This is a genomic window from Chelatococcus reniformis (genome assembly GCF_014640075.1).
Lineage (GTDB): Bacteria > Pseudomonadota > Alphaproteobacteria > Rhizobiales > Beijerinckiaceae > Camelimonas > Camelimonas reniformis.
The window spans coordinates 634,005-648,528 of record NZ_BMGG01000001.1; the positions used below are offsets into that span (position 1 = coordinate 634,005).

Annotated in this window: 13 protein-coding genes; 8 read left to right on the forward strand and 5 right to left on the reverse strand. The window is 70.9% G+C overall.

The window, feature by feature from the left end; all coding sequences use genetic code 11:
• Nucleotides 1-61: 61 nt before the first annotated feature.
• Entirely contained in the window at nt 62-1,042 is a 981-nt protein-coding gene (locus IEW34_RS02645; RefSeq protein WP_188607554.1) for an NADPH:quinone oxidoreductase family protein, read from the reverse strand.
• Between the two features lie 130 nt (nt 1,043-1,172).
• On the opposite strand from IEW34_RS02645, the gene IEW34_RS02650 reads away from it, so the two are divergent.
• The 3 genes from IEW34_RS02650 (at nt 1,173) to IEW34_RS02660 (ending at nt 3,436) form a co-directional block, all read left to right on the forward strand.
• On the forward strand, nt 1,173-2,075 hold the full coding sequence (locus IEW34_RS02650; RefSeq protein WP_188607555.1) for a LysR family transcriptional regulator: 903 nt from the start codon (nt 1,173-1,175) through the stop codon (nt 2,073-2,075).
• Nucleotides 2,076-2,168: 93 nt separating this feature from the next.
• Nucleotides 2,169-3,074, forward strand: coding sequence for a DnaJ C-terminal domain-containing protein (locus IEW34_RS02655; RefSeq protein WP_188607556.1), 906 nt, complete (start codon nt 2,169-2,171; stop codon nt 3,072-3,074).
• The gene (locus IEW34_RS02660) at nt 3,071-3,436 is read left to right on the forward strand and encodes a chaperone modulator CbpM (RefSeq protein WP_188607557.1); all 366 of its coding nucleotides are present in this window, start codon (nt 3,071-3,073) and stop codon (nt 3,434-3,436) included. Before IEW34_RS02655 ends, IEW34_RS02660 begins: the two co-directional genes overlap by 4 nt.
• Before the next feature lie 120 nt (nt 3,437-3,556).
• Here IEW34_RS02660 and IEW34_RS02665 read toward each other — a convergent pair whose 3' ends face one another.
• The 4 genes from IEW34_RS02665 to IEW34_RS02680 all read right to left on the reverse strand — a co-directional run bounded on the left by IEW34_RS02665 (nt 3,557) and on the right by IEW34_RS02680 (nt 9,607).
• Nucleotides 3,557-4,981 (reverse strand): amidase, encoded by a 1,425-nt coding sequence (locus IEW34_RS02665; protein ID WP_188607558.1) that lies wholly within the window; start codon nt 4,979-4,981, stop codon nt 3,557-3,559.
• 73 nt (nt 4,982-5,054) lie between these two features.
• Entirely contained in the window at nt 5,055-6,041 is a 987-nt protein-coding gene (locus IEW34_RS02670) for a helix-turn-helix transcriptional regulator (RefSeq protein WP_188607559.1), read from the reverse strand.
• Between the two features lie 122 nt (nt 6,042-6,163).
• Entirely contained in the window at nt 6,164-6,997 is an 834-nt protein-coding gene (locus IEW34_RS02675; RefSeq protein WP_188607560.1) for an EamA family transporter, read from the reverse strand.
• Nucleotides 6,998-7,684: 687 nt separating this feature from the next.
• Nucleotides 7,685-9,607, reverse strand: coding sequence for a feruloyl-CoA synthase (locus IEW34_RS02680; protein WP_188607561.1), 1,923 nt, complete (start codon nt 9,605-9,607; stop codon nt 7,685-7,687).
• A gap of 181 nt (nt 9,608-9,788) precedes the next feature.
• Here IEW34_RS02680 and IEW34_RS02685 point away from each other — a divergent pair, with 181 nt between their 5' ends.
• The 5 genes from IEW34_RS02685 (at nt 9,789) to IEW34_RS02705 (ending at nt 14,479) form a co-directional block, all read left to right on the forward strand.
• Nucleotides 9,789-11,003: an ABC transporter substrate-binding protein gene (locus IEW34_RS02685; protein ID WP_188607562.1), complete on the forward strand. Its 1,215-nt coding sequence runs from the start codon at nt 9,789-9,791 to the stop codon at nt 11,001-11,003.
• A 111-nt stretch (nt 11,004-11,114) separates the two neighbouring features.
• Nucleotides 11,115-11,987: a branched-chain amino acid ABC transporter permease gene (locus IEW34_RS02690; protein ID WP_188607563.1), complete on the forward strand. Its 873-nt coding sequence runs from the start codon at nt 11,115-11,117 to the stop codon at nt 11,985-11,987.
• Nucleotides 11,987-13,024, forward strand: a complete 1,038-nt coding sequence (locus tag IEW34_RS02695) for a branched-chain amino acid ABC transporter permease (protein ID WP_188607564.1) — start codon at nt 11,987-11,989, stop codon at nt 13,022-13,024. Before IEW34_RS02690 ends, IEW34_RS02695 begins: the two co-directional genes overlap by 1 nt.
• On the forward strand, nt 13,017-13,772 hold the full coding sequence (locus IEW34_RS02700) for an ABC transporter ATP-binding protein (protein ID WP_188607565.1): 756 nt from the start codon (nt 13,017-13,019) through the stop codon (nt 13,770-13,772). The genes IEW34_RS02695 and IEW34_RS02700 overlap by 8 nt, the downstream gene beginning before the upstream one ends.
• The gene (locus tag IEW34_RS02705; RefSeq protein ID WP_188607566.1) at nt 13,769-14,479 is read left to right on the forward strand and encodes an ABC transporter ATP-binding protein; all 711 of its coding nucleotides are present in this window, start codon (nt 13,769-13,771) and stop codon (nt 14,477-14,479) included. Before IEW34_RS02700 ends, IEW34_RS02705 begins: the two co-directional genes overlap by 4 nt.
• The last annotated feature ends 45 nt before the right edge of the window (nt 14,480-14,524 follow it).

Genomic DNA, 14,524 nt, shown 5'->3' on the forward strand with positions numbered 1-14,524 from the left:
TGTTATCGTTCTTCATTCAGCGGAGCTGCGGGCCTGCCGTCAATCGGCCGCCCGCCGGCAATCAATCGGCGATGTCGATGATGGTCTTGCCCCAGCCCTGGCCGGAGAGGGCAAATTCCATCGCCTCGGCGAAGGAGGCGAGCGGAAAGCGGCGGCCGACGGGCGGCGCCAGCCGGCCGTCCTCCACCCAGGCGAGCAGTTGAGCCAGGTGGGACTGGGCGTGCTCGGCCTCGAACAGGAAGAACTGGCGCACGTCGACCCCGACCAGGGCGGCGCCCTTCATGAGCGGCAGGTTGACCGGCAGCTTGGGGATCGGCCCGCCCGCGAAACCCACCACCAGATGGCGGCCGCGCCAGCTCTGCGAGCGGAAGGCCGGCTCGAACAGCGGCCCGCACACCGGGTCGAAGACCACGTCCGGCCCCGCCCCGCCGCAGGCGGCCTTCAGGCGCTCGCGCCAGCCCTCGGGCTCGGTGTCGAGGAGGTGCTGCGCCCCGTGCTCCTGGGCGAAGGCGCGCTTGGCCGGCGTGGACGCGGCGGCGATGATCTCGGCGCCCAGCAGCGTGCCGACCTGCACGGCCGCGACGCCGACGCCGCCGGCGGCGCCGAGCACCAGCAGACGCTCGCCCGGCTGCAAGGCCGCCCGATCCGTGAGGCCGTGCAGCGCGGTGACATAGTTGGTGCGGAAGCCCGCCGCCTGCGCGAAGCTCATGGCGGCGGGAATGCCTCGCACCGTCTCTTCGGCCGCGACGGCATATTCGGCGAGGCCGCCGCCGAAGGCCGAGGCCATCACCCGGTCGCCCGGCCTGAACTGCGAGACGCCGGCGCCGACGGCCGCGACGACGCCGCCGATCTCGAGGCCGGGGGTGAAGGGGGTCGGCGGCTTCACCTGATAGCGACCGAGCGCCACGAGGGCATCGACGTAGCCCATCCCGCAGGAATGAACCTCGATGAGGATCTGCCCGGCCGCGGGCGCGGGCGTCTCCACCTCGATCAGGCGATAGTCATCGATGGAGTCGATGGATTCGGCCCGCACGGTCTTCATGAAGCTGCTCCGGGTAGGTGGCCGCGCAAGGCTCAGGGAACAACCGTCGCGCCGCCGGCCGCGCGAACTTAGGGTCTCGGTAGGCGAGGGACTTCCCCACAGCCCGGGATTTCATTTATCGACTATGTCGATGAATGGCTCCAACCTCCAGAACGTCGCGGCCTTCCTGAAGGTGATCGAGGCCGGCGGGTTCACCGCCGCGGCCCGGGAGCTCGGCATCACCCAGTCGACGGTCAGCCGCCGCGTCGCCGAGCTGGAGCGCCGCCTCGGCCGCCGGCTCCTCGAGCGCACGACGCGCCGCCTGATGCTCACCGAGGCGGGCGAGCGCTACGCCGAGACGGTGCGGGCGCTGGTCGCCGGCCTCGCCGCGGCCGAGGCCGACCTCAACGACGACGATGACGCAGCCCAGGGGCCGCTGCGCATAACGCTGCCGTCGAGCTTCGGGCGGCTGGTGGTGCTGCCGGCCATCGCCGCCTTCTGCGCGCGCCACCCGCTGGTGCGCTTCGACATCGACCTGTCCGATCGCTACGCCGACCTGCTGTCGGAAGGCTACGATCTGGCCGTGCGGCTGGCCGAGCCGCACGAATCGGGGCTGGAGGCGACGCTGGTGGGCCGCATGCGCGTCGCCATCTGCGCCACGCCCGCCTACCTCGCGCAGAATCCGGTCCATGGCCCCGACGATCTCGTCGCCGAGCGCTGCATCGTGCAGCGCACCTATGCGCCGCGGACCATATGGCCGGTGCGCTTCGGCGGCGTGACCCGGCGCCTGCAGATCCGGCCGCGGATGATCCTGAGCGAAGTGGAGGCCGTCCGGGCCATGGCGCTGGCGGGCCTGGGCGTGGCCGGCCTTCCCGATTACCTGATCGACGACGACCTTCGCGCGGAGCGGCTGCGGCCGGTAGCCCACGACATCACGCTGCCGCGCGCCCGCATCTACCTCGTCTGGCCGCGGCACAAGGCGGCGGTGCCGCGGGTGCGTGCCCTGCGCGATCACCTGACGGCCGCGCTCGCCTCGGGCGCGGACGAGGATTAGCGCACCGCCTGTCGCGGCCATGCGCGGCCAGGCTGGATCGCGCGCCCCGCCTGGGCGATGCTGGCGGGCGTGGTGCGCGGGAGACCGGATTCAATGGCGGATGCCGACCCTTACGAGTTGCTTGGCGTGGCGAGGGACGCCTCGCAGAAGGACATCCAGCAGGCGTTCCGCCAGTTGGCCAAGAAGCTGCACCCGGATCTCAATCCCGGGGACAAGGACGCTCAGGGCAAGTTCCAGGCGGCGGCGGCCGCCTATGACATCCTCGGCGACGAGGACAAGCGCGGCCGCTACGACCGGGGCGAGATCGACGCCTCGGGCGCCGAGCGGCCGCAGCGCCGCTACTACCGCGATTTCGCCGACGCGGGAGAGGCCACCGGCGCCTACGGCAGCGGCGCCGGCTATGCCGACATGGGCGATGCCGACGACATCCTCGCCTCGTTCTTTGCCCGGGGCGGCGGCCGGCGCGGCTTCCGCATGCGCGGGCGTGACCGGCACTATCACCTGGACGTCGACTTCCTTGACGCCGTGAACGGTGCCACCCGGCGCATCGTGCTGCCCGACGGCGCGGCGCTGGACGTCACCATTCCCGGCGGCAGCGAGGATGGACAGACGCTCCGCCTCAAGGGCAAGGGTGAGCCGGCGCCCGAAGGCGGCGAAGCCGGGGACGCACTGATCGAGATCGCGGTGAAGCCCCATCCCCGCTTCACCCGGGACGGCGACCACATCCGCCTGGAGGTGCCGATCTCGCTCGTGGAGGCCGTGCTCGGCGGCAAGGTGACGGTGCCGACGCCCACCGGCGCAGTGAGCGTCACCATCCCCAAGGGCTCGAACACCGGGCGGGTGCTGCGGCTCAAGGGCAAGGGGGTGGCAGGGCGCGGCGACGAATACCTGACCTTGCGGGTGATGCTGCCCGACGCGCCTGATCCCGAGCTCGAGGCCTTCGCCGAAGGCTGGGCGGCTGGCAAGGCCCACAATCCGCGCGAGGAGACGGGACTATGAGCATCGATGCAAAGGAACTCTGCCGCCAGGCCGGCATCGAACCCCAGATGCTGGACGTGTGGGTGGCCACCGGCTGGGTGCGCCCGGCGGGCGCCACCGGAGGCCCGGGCTACGCGGGGGTCGACGTGGCGCGGGCGCAGCTGATCCGAGACCTCACCGGGCCGATTGGCGTCAACGACGACGGCATCGGCGTGATCCTCGATCTCGTCGACCAGGTGCACGACCTGCGCCGGGCCCTGCGCGGCGTGAGCGCCGCCATCGCCGTCCAGCACGTGTCGGTCCGCCGCAGCATCCGCGCGGAGGCGGAACGGCTCGCGCGAGCGGACGCCGGCGAGGACGGGCCTGCCGACCCGGCCCGTTAGTTCGGGATGATCGTGAATCAGCCCGAGCCAAGCGTTTGCCTTGAGCATGATCTTGCCCCAAAGCCGTACCGACTTTCGGGGATCATGCGCTGAAGCGTCGGAGCGCGACCGCTTTGCGGCTCAGGCCACGCACACTGGCGGCCGCACCTGGGCCCACGGCCGGGCGGCCTCCAGATCGCGGGCGAGCTGCAGCAGCGTCGCCTCGTCGCCCATGGGCGCGACAATCTGCACGGCGAGCGGCAGCCCCGCATGCCATCCGGCCGGCACGCTGATGGCCGGTTGTCCGGTCATGTTGAACAGGCCCGTGTAGGGCACCGTGTCGAAGAGGTGGTTGAACCAGCCTTCGGCGCTGAGCGGCGCGTTCTGGTCGAGGAAGCCGATCTCCACCGGCGCATGACGCAGGCACGGCATGAGCAGTGCGTCGTAGCCGGCCATGAATTGGCCGAGCGCGCGGTTGACGGCGTTCATCTGCACGAAGGCCAGCTCGTAATCCATGGCCGTGAGTTTGGCGCCGGCCTCCGCGCAGGCAAGCGTCGCCGCCTCCAGGTTGTCGGCTGACGGCGCGACGCCCAGCATGTCGGCGAGACCAAAGGCGCCGGAAGCCAGGAAGCCCATCCAGGCGACATAGGTCGCCCGGCGCCAGGCCTCGCGGTCGAAGGTGGGCGCGGCCTCGACGACCACGTGTCCCTCCCCTTCCAGCAGCCGGGCCGTCGCGCGCACCGCCTCGGCGACATGCGGATCGGGTTCCGGCAGCCCCGGCAGATGCGCGGCCAGGGCGAGCTTGAGCTTACGCGTCGGCTGGCTGACGACCGCGGCGTAGCGCTCGGCGGGACGCGGGATGTCGAACATCGCCCCGATTTCCGGGCCCTCGACGCAGTCGAGCAGGAGGGCAGCGTCGCGCACGCTGCGCGTCACCGCGAATTCGATGCCCATCCCCATCAGCGGCAGCATGTAGTCCGGGCCGATCGGCGTGCGCCCGCGGGTCGGCTTGAGCCCGACGACGCCGCAGCTCGCGGCGGGGATGCGGATCGAGCCGCCACCGTCGTTGGCATGGGCCATCGGCACCACCCCGGCGGCCACGGCGGCGGCGCTGCCGCCCGACGAGCCGCCGGGCGAGCGCGTGACGTCCCAGGGGTTGCGGGTGGGCCCGTAGAGCAGGGACTCGGTTGTCGCGTTGAAGCCGAACTCCGGCGTCGTGGTGACGCCCACCGTGATCAGCCCCGCCTTGCGGAAACGGGCGAACAGCTCGGAGTTCTGTTCGGGCACGTATTGGCCCGCGGCCAGCAGGCGGGTGCCCATGCGATGGGGCACGCCGGCGAGGTGCAGGACGATATCCTTGACCAGGAACGGGACGCCGGCGAATGGTCCGTCCGCCTCGCCGGCGAGCGGCTGGTCAAGCCGCTGCGCCATCACATTGAGGCGGTCGTTCACCGCATCGATGGCCGCGTTGGCGCAGGCAGCCAGCTCGTCTCCGGTGACCTCGCCCTTGCGCACCAGCTCGCTCAGGCCAACGCCATCGTGCGCGGCATATTCGGACAGCTTCATGAGACCTGGCTCCCTCGTCGTTGACGGCATCAGCCTGCATCGACGGGGATGCGGCCCCGATAGCGCATCTGCGCTATTGATCCGGCCGAAGAGCGAGAGTGGCGGCGAGGCCCAGCTTGCTGGTGACGCGCAGCTTGCCGAAGACCGCCCGGATGTGGTTGCGCGCCGTGTGCGGCGAGACGCCGAGGGCCCGGGCGATGTCCCGGAAGCTCAAGCCGCGCGCATAGGCCTGCGCCACCTGCCGCTCGCGCGGAGTCAGAGGCCGGGGGCGCTCCGCCTCGTCGATCTCCAGCAGCCCCAGCCCGAACAGCTCCCGTAGCCGCAGCCGGATCTGGTCGTCGCCGTAGCGGCCGCGGGCGACCAGCATCTGCGTCAACCGGGCCGGCAGGCGGCCGCCCGGCACATCGATGCCGGCATCCGCCAGCCGCTTCAAGAAAGCGCCCGACACGTGCTCGAGGCGCCCGTCGAGGGTGAGCGTCGCCGTCGACGGGCCCGCCCCCCAGGCATTCGCCGCCAGCCGGTTGCGCAGCGCCACGGCGAGATGACGCAGGAACAGCCGCGCCTGGCCGACGTCCCCGGCAGTGAAGGCCGCGCCGGCCCCGCCGCGGTAGAGCGACAGGAAGAGAAAGCCGTCCCGCACCAGGCCCGACGTCGTCACCGACGCGGCGGCGGAAATGCCGTGTCGGTCGAGCAGGCGGCGGAGCGCGGCCGGCGTCTCCTCCCCAAATTGCGCCACCGCATGGTCGTGCTGGCGGGCAAACTCCGCGGCGAGGGGGTCGAGGTCGCGGATGCGCCGCCACTCCTGGGCGAAGCCCTTGGGCAGCTTGTGTCGATATTCGCCGAGCAGCAGCGGCAGCCCCGCGCCGTCGAAGCTGGCATGGCCGAGCCAGGCGGCATCGAAGCCGAGGCTCAGGGACAAGCGGCCGATGGCGTCATCGAGGAAGACGTTGGAAAGGGCCATGTCCGCCTGCGCGTGAAGCGCCAGCAGTGCTTCGTCGAAGGCGCCGACGGGCGCCGCCTGCCGCGCCGGCGCAGGCCCACCCGGGCGGATGGAGTTCAACGCTGCGCCCTCGTTGCCACATGCCATGCCGCGACGCCCGCTGGAGATGGGTGAGCAAGCTAGTCCTGCCGCCGGGCTGTCGGCAAGAACCGCGCCACCGCTGCGAGCCCCGCGCTCGCGCGTCAGGCGAGCCGCAGCACGGCGGCGCCGGCGGCGATCACCATCACCGCCGCAAGGCGCGCCGCGCCGACGCGCTCGCCGAGCACGAGGGCGGAGATCGCTGTGCCGAACAGGATCGAGGTCTCGCGCAAGGCGGCGATGACGGCGACCGGCGCCGCCGTCATCGCCCAAAGGGCGAGGCCGTAAGAGACCAGCGTGCAGGCGCCGCCGAGAAGGCCGAGCCGCCAGCGGCGGGCGATCGCCGCACCCAGAGCGGGCCGCCGATGCAGCAGCGCCCACGCCACCAACGGCAGGCCGGTGAGCAGGAACACCCACAGCGTATAGGCGGCCGGCGCGCCCGAGGCCCGCACCCCCGCGCCATCGATGAGCGTGTAGGCGGCGATGACGACCGCGTTGGCGAGCGCGACGGCGACGCCCTGCCGGCTGCCGCCACCGCCGCCCGCCGCCATGGCGAGGACACCGAGGCAGGTGACGGCGATGCCGAGCCAGGCCCGCGGCGACAGCGCCTCCCCGATCCACAGCACGCCCACCAGGGCCACCAGCAACGGCGCCGCGCCGCGCATGAGCGGGTAGGTCTGGCTCATGTCGGCGACGTGATAGGCGCGCGCCACCAGCAGGTAATAGCCCACCTGGACGACGGCGGAGGCGGCCATGAAGGGCCAACTCGCAACGGCTGGCGCCGGCAGCAGCGGCAATCCCGCAGCGGCCATGAGCGCCGCGGCGCCGGCCACCAGCACCGTCATCATCAGCTTGTCGCCGGCGCCCTTGACGATGGCGTTCCAGGTGGCATGCAGGGCGGCCGCGAACAGGATGATGGCGAAGACGCTGCCGGACATGGGCTGATTGATTCTCCGGACGGCGGGGCCATCCGGCCGTAACGCCCTGCAGCCGACACCGCCATCCGCCGGGAAGCCAAATTGCATATTGGCGCCGACAGTCTACGGCAACTGGCTACTGCAGTCGCGCGCCTTCAACACCTGCCCAATACACTGCCCGGCCCAAACAACCGGCTCGTTCAACCTGGACAGAGACGGCACGAGCAATCCAGCTATGACCAGACCGGCGGCAAACGAAAATGCCATGCGCCTTTTACCAACGACATACAGTCTTCTTGAAATTAAAACAAATCCGACCACTTCGGTTAAGATATACATGTATGTCAAAAGTATTACTGGCGCCTCCAGCGGTTCGTTCAAAAATATGGAGACGACGAACGAGGCTGGAAACAACAATATACCGAAAAGTAACGGCTTCACTAAGAATTGGTCTGATCCATCTGTCGATATACCAAGAGACATTCCTTGCCTTCATGATTGACGGACGGCATCCACCGCGTGGTCCGCGACGCCTTGAGTTCTCCTGTTGCAGATGTCAAGCGAGCACGGTCGCCTCTAACCCTTCGAGCGGATGGATGCCTGGGTCAAGCCCGGGCATGACGGTATGGCCGTGAGGTGCCGGCATCCCAGCGTCATGGCCGGGCTTGACCCGGCCATCCATCCACTTGGAAACCTAGGTCGCGCGGCCTACCCGGCCTGGGCGGGCACGATCACCGCGGCGTCCGGCGGATCCGCGTGCAGCCGCTCCACCTGCCCGACGCGCCTGAGCAGCACCGCCCGCTGGTTGAGGTAGCCCTTGTCGGTGATCTCGCTGGCGTCGATCGACGGCGGCTCCAGGGTGAACATGAGGCGCGCCACCGCCGTCGAGCTGGCCGGCGCGACGCGGTTGTGGCGCGCGAGCGCGGCGGCGAGCGCGGCGCGCACCGCCGGATGCGCCACCACGGCCTCGGCCGGCGCGTCGGCAGCCAGGTCGGCGGCGAGCGCCCGGCAGGCGGCGAGGTTGGGGAAGGCGAGCAGGCCGATGGCGTCGCAGTCGTGGCCGGTGACGACGGCGTCGTCGAGGAACGGGGCGGCCGCGGCGAGCACGGCAATGCGCAGCATGCCGACATTGACCCACGTGCCGGTGCTGAGCTTGAAGTTCTCGGCCACGCGCCCGTCGAACAGGATGCCCTTGGCCGGCACCTGCGGATCGGCGAAGCGCGCCGCATCGCCGGTCTTGAACCAGCCGTCAACAAAGGCCGCCGCGGTCAGGTCGGGGCGGCGCCAATAGCCCGGCGTGACGTTGGGGCCGCGCACCCGCATCTCCAGGCGCTCGCCGGACGGCGCCAGCATCAGCTCGCACCCGGGCAGCGGCAGCCCGATGATGCCGGCCCGGTCGGCCTCGAAATGGCCGCCGGTCACACAGGGGGCCGTCTCTGTCATGCCCCAGCCCGAGAGCATCGGCACGACATGGCCGCGCGCCAACCGCGAACAGGCCTCGAGCCGTTGCCACAGGGGCTGCGGCAGGGCGGCGGCGGCATAGAAAATGATTTTCAGCCGGCTGAAGAAATGCCTGTTGAAGGCCGGGTCGGCTTCGAGCGCGTCGAGCAGGCAGGCATAGCCGCGCGGCACGTTGAAATAGGCGGTCGGTGCCACCGCCTTCAGATTGGCCACCGAGCGGGCGAACAGCGCCGGCACCGGCCGGCCCTCGTCGATGAACAAGGTGCCGCCGTTGCGTAGCACCAGGTTGAAATTATAGTTGCCGCCGAAGGTATGATTCCAGGGCAGCCAGTCGACGATGACCGGCGGCTCCCGTTCCAGGAACGGCCAGATCTGGGCAGTGCTCTCCTGGTTGGAGCAGAGCATGCGCTGGGTGTTGATGACGCCCTTCGGCAGGTCGGTGGAGCCGGAGGTGAACAGGATCTTGGCGATCGTATCGGGCCCGACGGCGGCGTTCGCGCGGGCCACCGCCTCCGTCGGCGCCGTGGCGCAAAGGGCGGCGAATGGCGTCCCGGCGGGGCCGGCGGCCGGCCCGGCCGCCACGACGGTCTCGGCGCCGCCGAAGCTCACCGCCTCGAGCGCTGCGGCGTAGGCCCGGGGGTCGTCGACGAAGACGAGCTGGGGCGCCACGAACTCCGCGATGTAGCGGAGCTTGGCGAAATCGCGGCTGAGCCGCGCGTAGGCGGTCGAGACCGGCGCCACCGGGATGCCGACATAGGTGGCGGCGAGCATCATCACGGCATGGTCGATGCCGTTCTCGGCCAGGATCAGGATCGGCCGCTGCGGTGACAGCCCGCGGTCGAGGAGGGCCTGGGCCACGGCGCGGGTCCGCCGCTGCGCCTCGCCGTAGGTGAGGATGCGCCAGTCCTCGCCCGGCCGCGCCCCGGCGCGCTGGGCCAGGAACGGCCGGTCGGACGCCTCGTCCGCCCACCGGTCGAGCAGCCCGCCCAGGCTGCGCGGCCCTGCGTTGAGCGGCAGCGGCGAGCGCAGCACGAGGGCGCCGTCGGGCCGGCGCTCGATGTCGACGCGCGCCGGCGCGAAATGGGCGGAGGGCCACGGGCTCTCCGGCGAGCCGGGAGGCACAGCCGGGCTGCTCAATGGAACCGACACGGCGGCGCCCTCGCTTTGCATCTGTTTCCTCCAGGTAGCCCGCCAGGCGCGCCGATCGACCATTCGGCCTTTGCGGCGAATGCATCCGCGGCTGTACGCACTATGCATTATAATTCTTGCAATTCAAAAATTATACGCATTATGCTGCATGCCAAGGCGTGCGCGGCGGCAAGCTCGCGCGGACCAAGCCAGGGAGGATCGCATGAAGGCCGAGGACGGCTGCCGGCTGCGCAGCACCAGGCGTGGGCTGTTGAAGGGCGCCGCGGCGTGGGGCGCGTTGGGCGTGGCGGGGCCGCTCGCCAAGCCGGCCCTGGCCCAGGCCGCTCCCCTGCGCGTCGGGCTGATGCTCCCCTACACCGGCACCTATGCCAAGCTCGGCCAGTTCTGCGACCAGGGCTTCCGCCTGTTCGTCGAGATGAACGGCGGCAAGCTCGGCGGCCGCGAGATCAGCTTCGTGCAGGTCGACGACGAGTCGAAGCCGGAGACGGCGACCGACAACATGAACAGGCTGGTCTCCCGCGACAAGGTCGACGTGGTGGTCGGCACCGTCCATTCCGGCGTCGCCATGGCCATGGTGAAGGTAGCGCGGGACACCAAGACCCTGCTGCTGATCCCCAACGCCGGGGCCAACGATGCCACCGGCCCGCTGTGCGCGCCCAACATCTTCAGGACGTCGTTCTCCAACTGGCAGGTCAACTTCCCCATGGGGAAGGTGATCGCCGACGCAGGGCACAAGAAGGTGGTCACCATCACCTGGCGCTACACCGCCGGCCAGGAGATGATGGCCGCCTTCAAGGAAGGCTTCGCCCAAGCGGGCGGCACGGTGGTGGAAGAGCTGGCCCTGCCGTTCCCGGAAGTCGAGTTCCAGGCGCTGCTCACCCGCATCGCCTCCATCAAGCCGGACGCGGTGCACGCCTTCTTCGCCGGCGGCGGCGCAGTGAAGTTCGTGCGCGACTATGCAGCGGCCGGGCTCAAGGGGCAGATCCCGCTCTACGGGCCGGGGTTCCTGACCGACGGCACCCTGAAGGCGCAGGGCGAAGCGGCCGAGGGCATCCGCACCACGCTCCACTATGCCGACGACCTCGACAATCCCGCCAACAAGACCTTCCTCGCCGCCTTCGCGAAGAAGACCAGCCAGGTCGGCGACATCTATGCGGTGCAGGGCTACGACGCGGCCGCCCTGCTGGCGGTCGGCCTCGGCGCCGTGGGCGGCGACTTCAGCCAGCGCGATGGCCTGGTCAAGGCCATGGGCGCGGCCCGGCTCGACAGCCCGCGCGGTCCGGTGACCTTCAACAAGGCGCACAACCCGATCCAGAACATCTATCTGCGCGACGTCCGCAACGGCATCAACGCCTATGTGGCGGTCGCCCAGGCCAACGTCGACGATCCGGCCCGCGGCTGCCGCATCGCCACCTGAGGTGGCGCGCGCCAGAGCGGCCCCTGTCGTCATCGGCCGGAGCGCGTCTTTGCGATGGGCGGTCCACCCCAGCGCGAAACGCCCCGCCCTCTCCTGCCCGGGCATGGTTCCATGGACTTGCAGACCTTCGCCGTCCAATTGCTGAACGGCGTCCAGTACGGGCTGGTGCTCTTTCTGGTGGCCAGCGGACTCACGCTGATCTTCGGCATCCTGGGCGTCATCAACCTGGCGCACGGCGCCTTCTACATGCTGGGCGCCTACCTCGCCTATTGGCTGACGGCGGCCACGGGCAGCTTCTGGCTGGCGCTGGCGGGCGGCGTCGCCATCGCCTTCTGTCTCGGCCTCGCGCTGGAGCAGCTGCTGGTCAGGCGGCTCTACGGCCGCGACCACCTCACCCAGGTGCTGATGAGCTACGGGCTCATCCTGGTCATCGACGAAGCGCGCCAGATCCTGTTCGGCAAGGACGTGCATTCGGTGGCCGCGCCGGCGCTGCTCGCCGGCGGCATCCGGCTGACGGACCTCCAGACCTACCCCGTGTATCGCCTCGCCGTCTGCATCTTCTGCCTGCTGGTCGCGGTCGGCGTGTTCCTTCTCATCCACCGCACCCGCATCGGCATGATCGTGCGGGCGGGCGCCGAGAACCGCGAGATGACGCGGGCGCTCGGCATCCCCTTCGACACGGTGAACCGCACCGTCTTCGCGGCCGGCATCGCGCTCGCCGCGCTCGCCGGCCTCGTGGTGGCGCCGATCTCCACCGTCTTCCCCGGCATGGGCGACGGCATGCTGATCCTGTCGTTCGTCGTGGTCGTGCTCGGCGGCATCGGCTCGGTCGCCGGCGCGGCCATCGGTGCGCTCCTCGTCGGGCTGACCGACACCTTCGGCAAGGTGTTCTTCCCCAGCCTGTCGAGCATGCTGATCTATGTGGTCATGGCGCTTGTCCTGATCTGGCGGCCGACCGGCATCCTCGGCCGGCGAGAGGCGTGATGACCGCCCCCGCCGACAGGCACTCCTGGCTCGTCCTCGCGCTGCTGCTGGTGCTCGCCGCGCTGCCGCTGCTGGCGCCCGGCTATTACGTGCAGTTCGCCACCAAGATCCTGCTGATGGGCATCGCCGCCATGGCCCTCAACCTGGTCGTCGGCTTCGGCGGCCTGGTCAGCCTCTGCCACGGCGCCTTCTTCGGTCTCGCCGGCTATGTGCTGGCGCTGACCGCCCCGCGCTACGACCCGGCGGCCCTGTGGTGGAGCCTGCCGTTCGCCGTCGCCGCCGTCGCCCTGGTCGCGCTCGTCATCGGCGCGCTGTCCCTGCGCACGCGCGGCCTCTACTTCATCATGGTGACGCTCGCCTTCGGCGAGATGCTGTTCTACCTGTTCCAGGACGCCGGCTTCGCCGGCGGCTCGGACGGCACCTTCATCCACTACAAGCCCGAGCTCGCCGTGGCGGGGCTGACGCTGGTCGACCTGGAGGCGCCGGCCCAGTTCTTCTGGCTGGTGCTGGCGCTGGCGGCAGGCGTGATCCTCCTGCTCCGCCATCTCCTCGCGGCGCCGTTCGGGCGGGCGCTGCGGGCCGCCCGCGACAACGAGCGGCGTGCCCGCGCGCTCGGCTTTCCGATCTACCGCCTCCAGCTCGGCGCCTTCGTGCTGTCGGGCGCGCTCACGGCGCTGGCCGGCTACTTCGCCGCCGCGCAATTCGGCTTCGTGGCGCCGCAGATGCTGGGATGGCACCTGTCGGCGATCCTCCTGGTGATGGTCGTCCTCGGCGGGCTGCGCACGGTCGCCGGCCCGCTGCTCGGCGCGGCGGCGCTGATGGGGCTGGAAGAGGTGCTGAAGCTCGCGACCGAGCATTGGAAGCTGGTGGAGGGGCTGGCGATCATCGGCATCGTCCTGGTGTCCCCGGCCGGGCTGCGCCGGCTCGCCACGGCCGCCTTCGGCGCATCCGCCAGCGGGGGTGAGCACCTCGCCGCGCCGCCGCGCAGCACGGCCGAGGACACGACCGCCACGGACAGGTCCATCCGCCATGCCTGACATCGCACTGCGGGCCGAGAACCTGGAGCGCCGCTTCGGTGGCCTGCGCGCCGTGGCCGGTGTCAGCCTCGACGTGCGGCGCGGCGAGATCCACGCGGTCATCGGCCCCAACGGAGCCGGCAAATCGACGCTGATCAACCTGCTGTCCGGCGATCTGGCCGTCACCGCCGGCGACATCCTGCTCGACGGCCGCTCGCTGCGGCGCCTCGGCCCGGATCGGCGTGGGCGGCTGGGCATCGGGCGCGCCTACCAGAAGACGACCATCTTCGGCGCTTCGAGCGCCTTCGAGAACGCCCGGCTGGCCGTCCAGGCCCGCGCCGGCCGACCGCTTGCCCTGTGGCCGCGGCGCCGGGCCGAGCAGGCGACCGACGGGCTGGCCGAGGCAGCGCTCGCCGCCGCGGGCCTTGCGGCGCGAGGCGGCATCCGCGCCGACCGGCTGAGCCACGGCGAGCAGCGCCAGCTCGAGATCGCCATGGTGGTTGCCGGCGGCGCCCACGTGCTGCTGCTGGACGAGCCGCTCGCCGGCATGGGCACCGAGGAGGCGCGCACCATCACCGCGCTGATCCGCTCGCTCAAGGCCGGGCGCGCCGTGCTGCTGGTGGAGCACGACATGGACGCGGTGTTCGCGCTGGCCGACCGGCTGACGGTCATGGCCGACGGGCGGGTGATCGCCAGCGGCTCGCCGCAGGAGGTGCGGCGCGATCAGCACGTGCGCACCGCCTATCTCGGCCACGGAGATCCGGGATGACGCCGCTGCTGGCCGTCGCGGGGCTCGAGGCCTTCTACGGCGCGAGCCAGGTCCTGAAAGGCATCGAGCTGGAGGTCGGGCGCGGCGAGGCCGTCGGCCTCGTCGGCCGCAACGGCATGGGCAAGAGCACCCTGCTGCGCTCGCTCATGGGGCTGGTGCCGGACCGGCGCGGGTCGATCCGCCTCGACGGCCGCGACATCGCCCGCGCGCCGCCCGAGGCAATCGCCCGCAGCGGCATCGCCTACGTCCCGGAGGGGCGCGGCATCTTCGGCTCGCTCACGGTGATCGAGAACCTGGTGATGGCGGCGCGGCCGGGCTGCGGCGGGCGCCGCACCTGGACGCTGGAGCGCGTCCTGGCCCTGTTCCCCCGCCTCGCCGAGCGCCGCCGCCACGGCGGCCAGCAATTGTCCGGCGGCGAGCAGCAGATGCTGACCATCGGCCGGGCGCTGATGACCAACCCGGAGCTGATCCTCGTGGACGAAGCGACGGAAGGGCTGGCGCCGCTGGTGGCGCAGGAGATTTGGCGCACCCTCGACGTGATCCGCGGCGAGGGCGCAGCGGTGATCGTCGTCGACAAGGACATGCGCGCCATCGCGCGCCTCGCCGACCGCATCGTCGTGCTCGCCAAGGGCGAGATCGTGCTCGCCGGCCGCCCGGCAGCGCTTGCGGCGACACCCGGCCTGCTGGAACGCTATGTCGGCATTTGAGGCGCCCCGTCATGGCCGGACTCGACGACGCCGGTATGGCGCCGG

Coding starts and splice junctions, on each gene's coding strand:
- IEW34_RS02645 (WP_188607554.1), bottom strand. CDS start 1,042: ATGAAGACCGTGCGGGCCGAATCCATCGACTCCATCGATGACTATCGC.
- IEW34_RS02650 (WP_188607555.1), top strand. CDS start 1,173: ATGAATGGCTCCAACCTCCAGAACGTCGCGGCCTTCCTGAAGGTGATC.
- IEW34_RS02655 (WP_188607556.1), top strand. CDS start 2,169: ATGGCGGATGCCGACCCTTACGAGTTGCTTGGCGTGGCGAGGGACGCC.
- IEW34_RS02660 (WP_188607557.1), top strand. CDS start 3,071: ATGAGCATCGATGCAAAGGAACTCTGCCGCCAGGCCGGCATCGAACCC.
- IEW34_RS02665 (WP_188607558.1), bottom strand. CDS start 4,981: ATGAAGCTGTCCGAATATGCCGCGCACGATGGCGTTGGCCTGAGCGAG.
- IEW34_RS02675 (WP_188607560.1), bottom strand. CDS start 6,997: ATGTCCGGCAGCGTCTTCGCCATCATCCTGTTCGCGGCCGCCCTGCAT.
- IEW34_RS02680 (WP_188607561.1), bottom strand. CDS start 9,607: ATGCAAAGCGAGGGCGCCGCCGTGTCGGTTCCATTGAGCAGCCCGGCT.
- IEW34_RS02685 (WP_188607562.1), top strand. CDS start 9,789: ATGAAGGCCGAGGACGGCTGCCGGCTGCGCAGCACCAGGCGTGGGCTG.
- IEW34_RS02690 (WP_188607563.1), top strand. CDS start 11,115: ATGGACTTGCAGACCTTCGCCGTCCAATTGCTGAACGGCGTCCAGTAC.
- IEW34_RS02695 (WP_188607564.1), top strand. CDS start 11,987: ATGACCGCCCCCGCCGACAGGCACTCCTGGCTCGTCCTCGCGCTGCTG.
- IEW34_RS02700 (WP_188607565.1), top strand. CDS start 13,017: ATGCCTGACATCGCACTGCGGGCCGAGAACCTGGAGCGCCGCTTCGGT.
- IEW34_RS02705 (WP_188607566.1), top strand. CDS start 13,769: ATGACGCCGCTGCTGGCCGTCGCGGGGCTCGAGGCCTTCTACGGCGCG.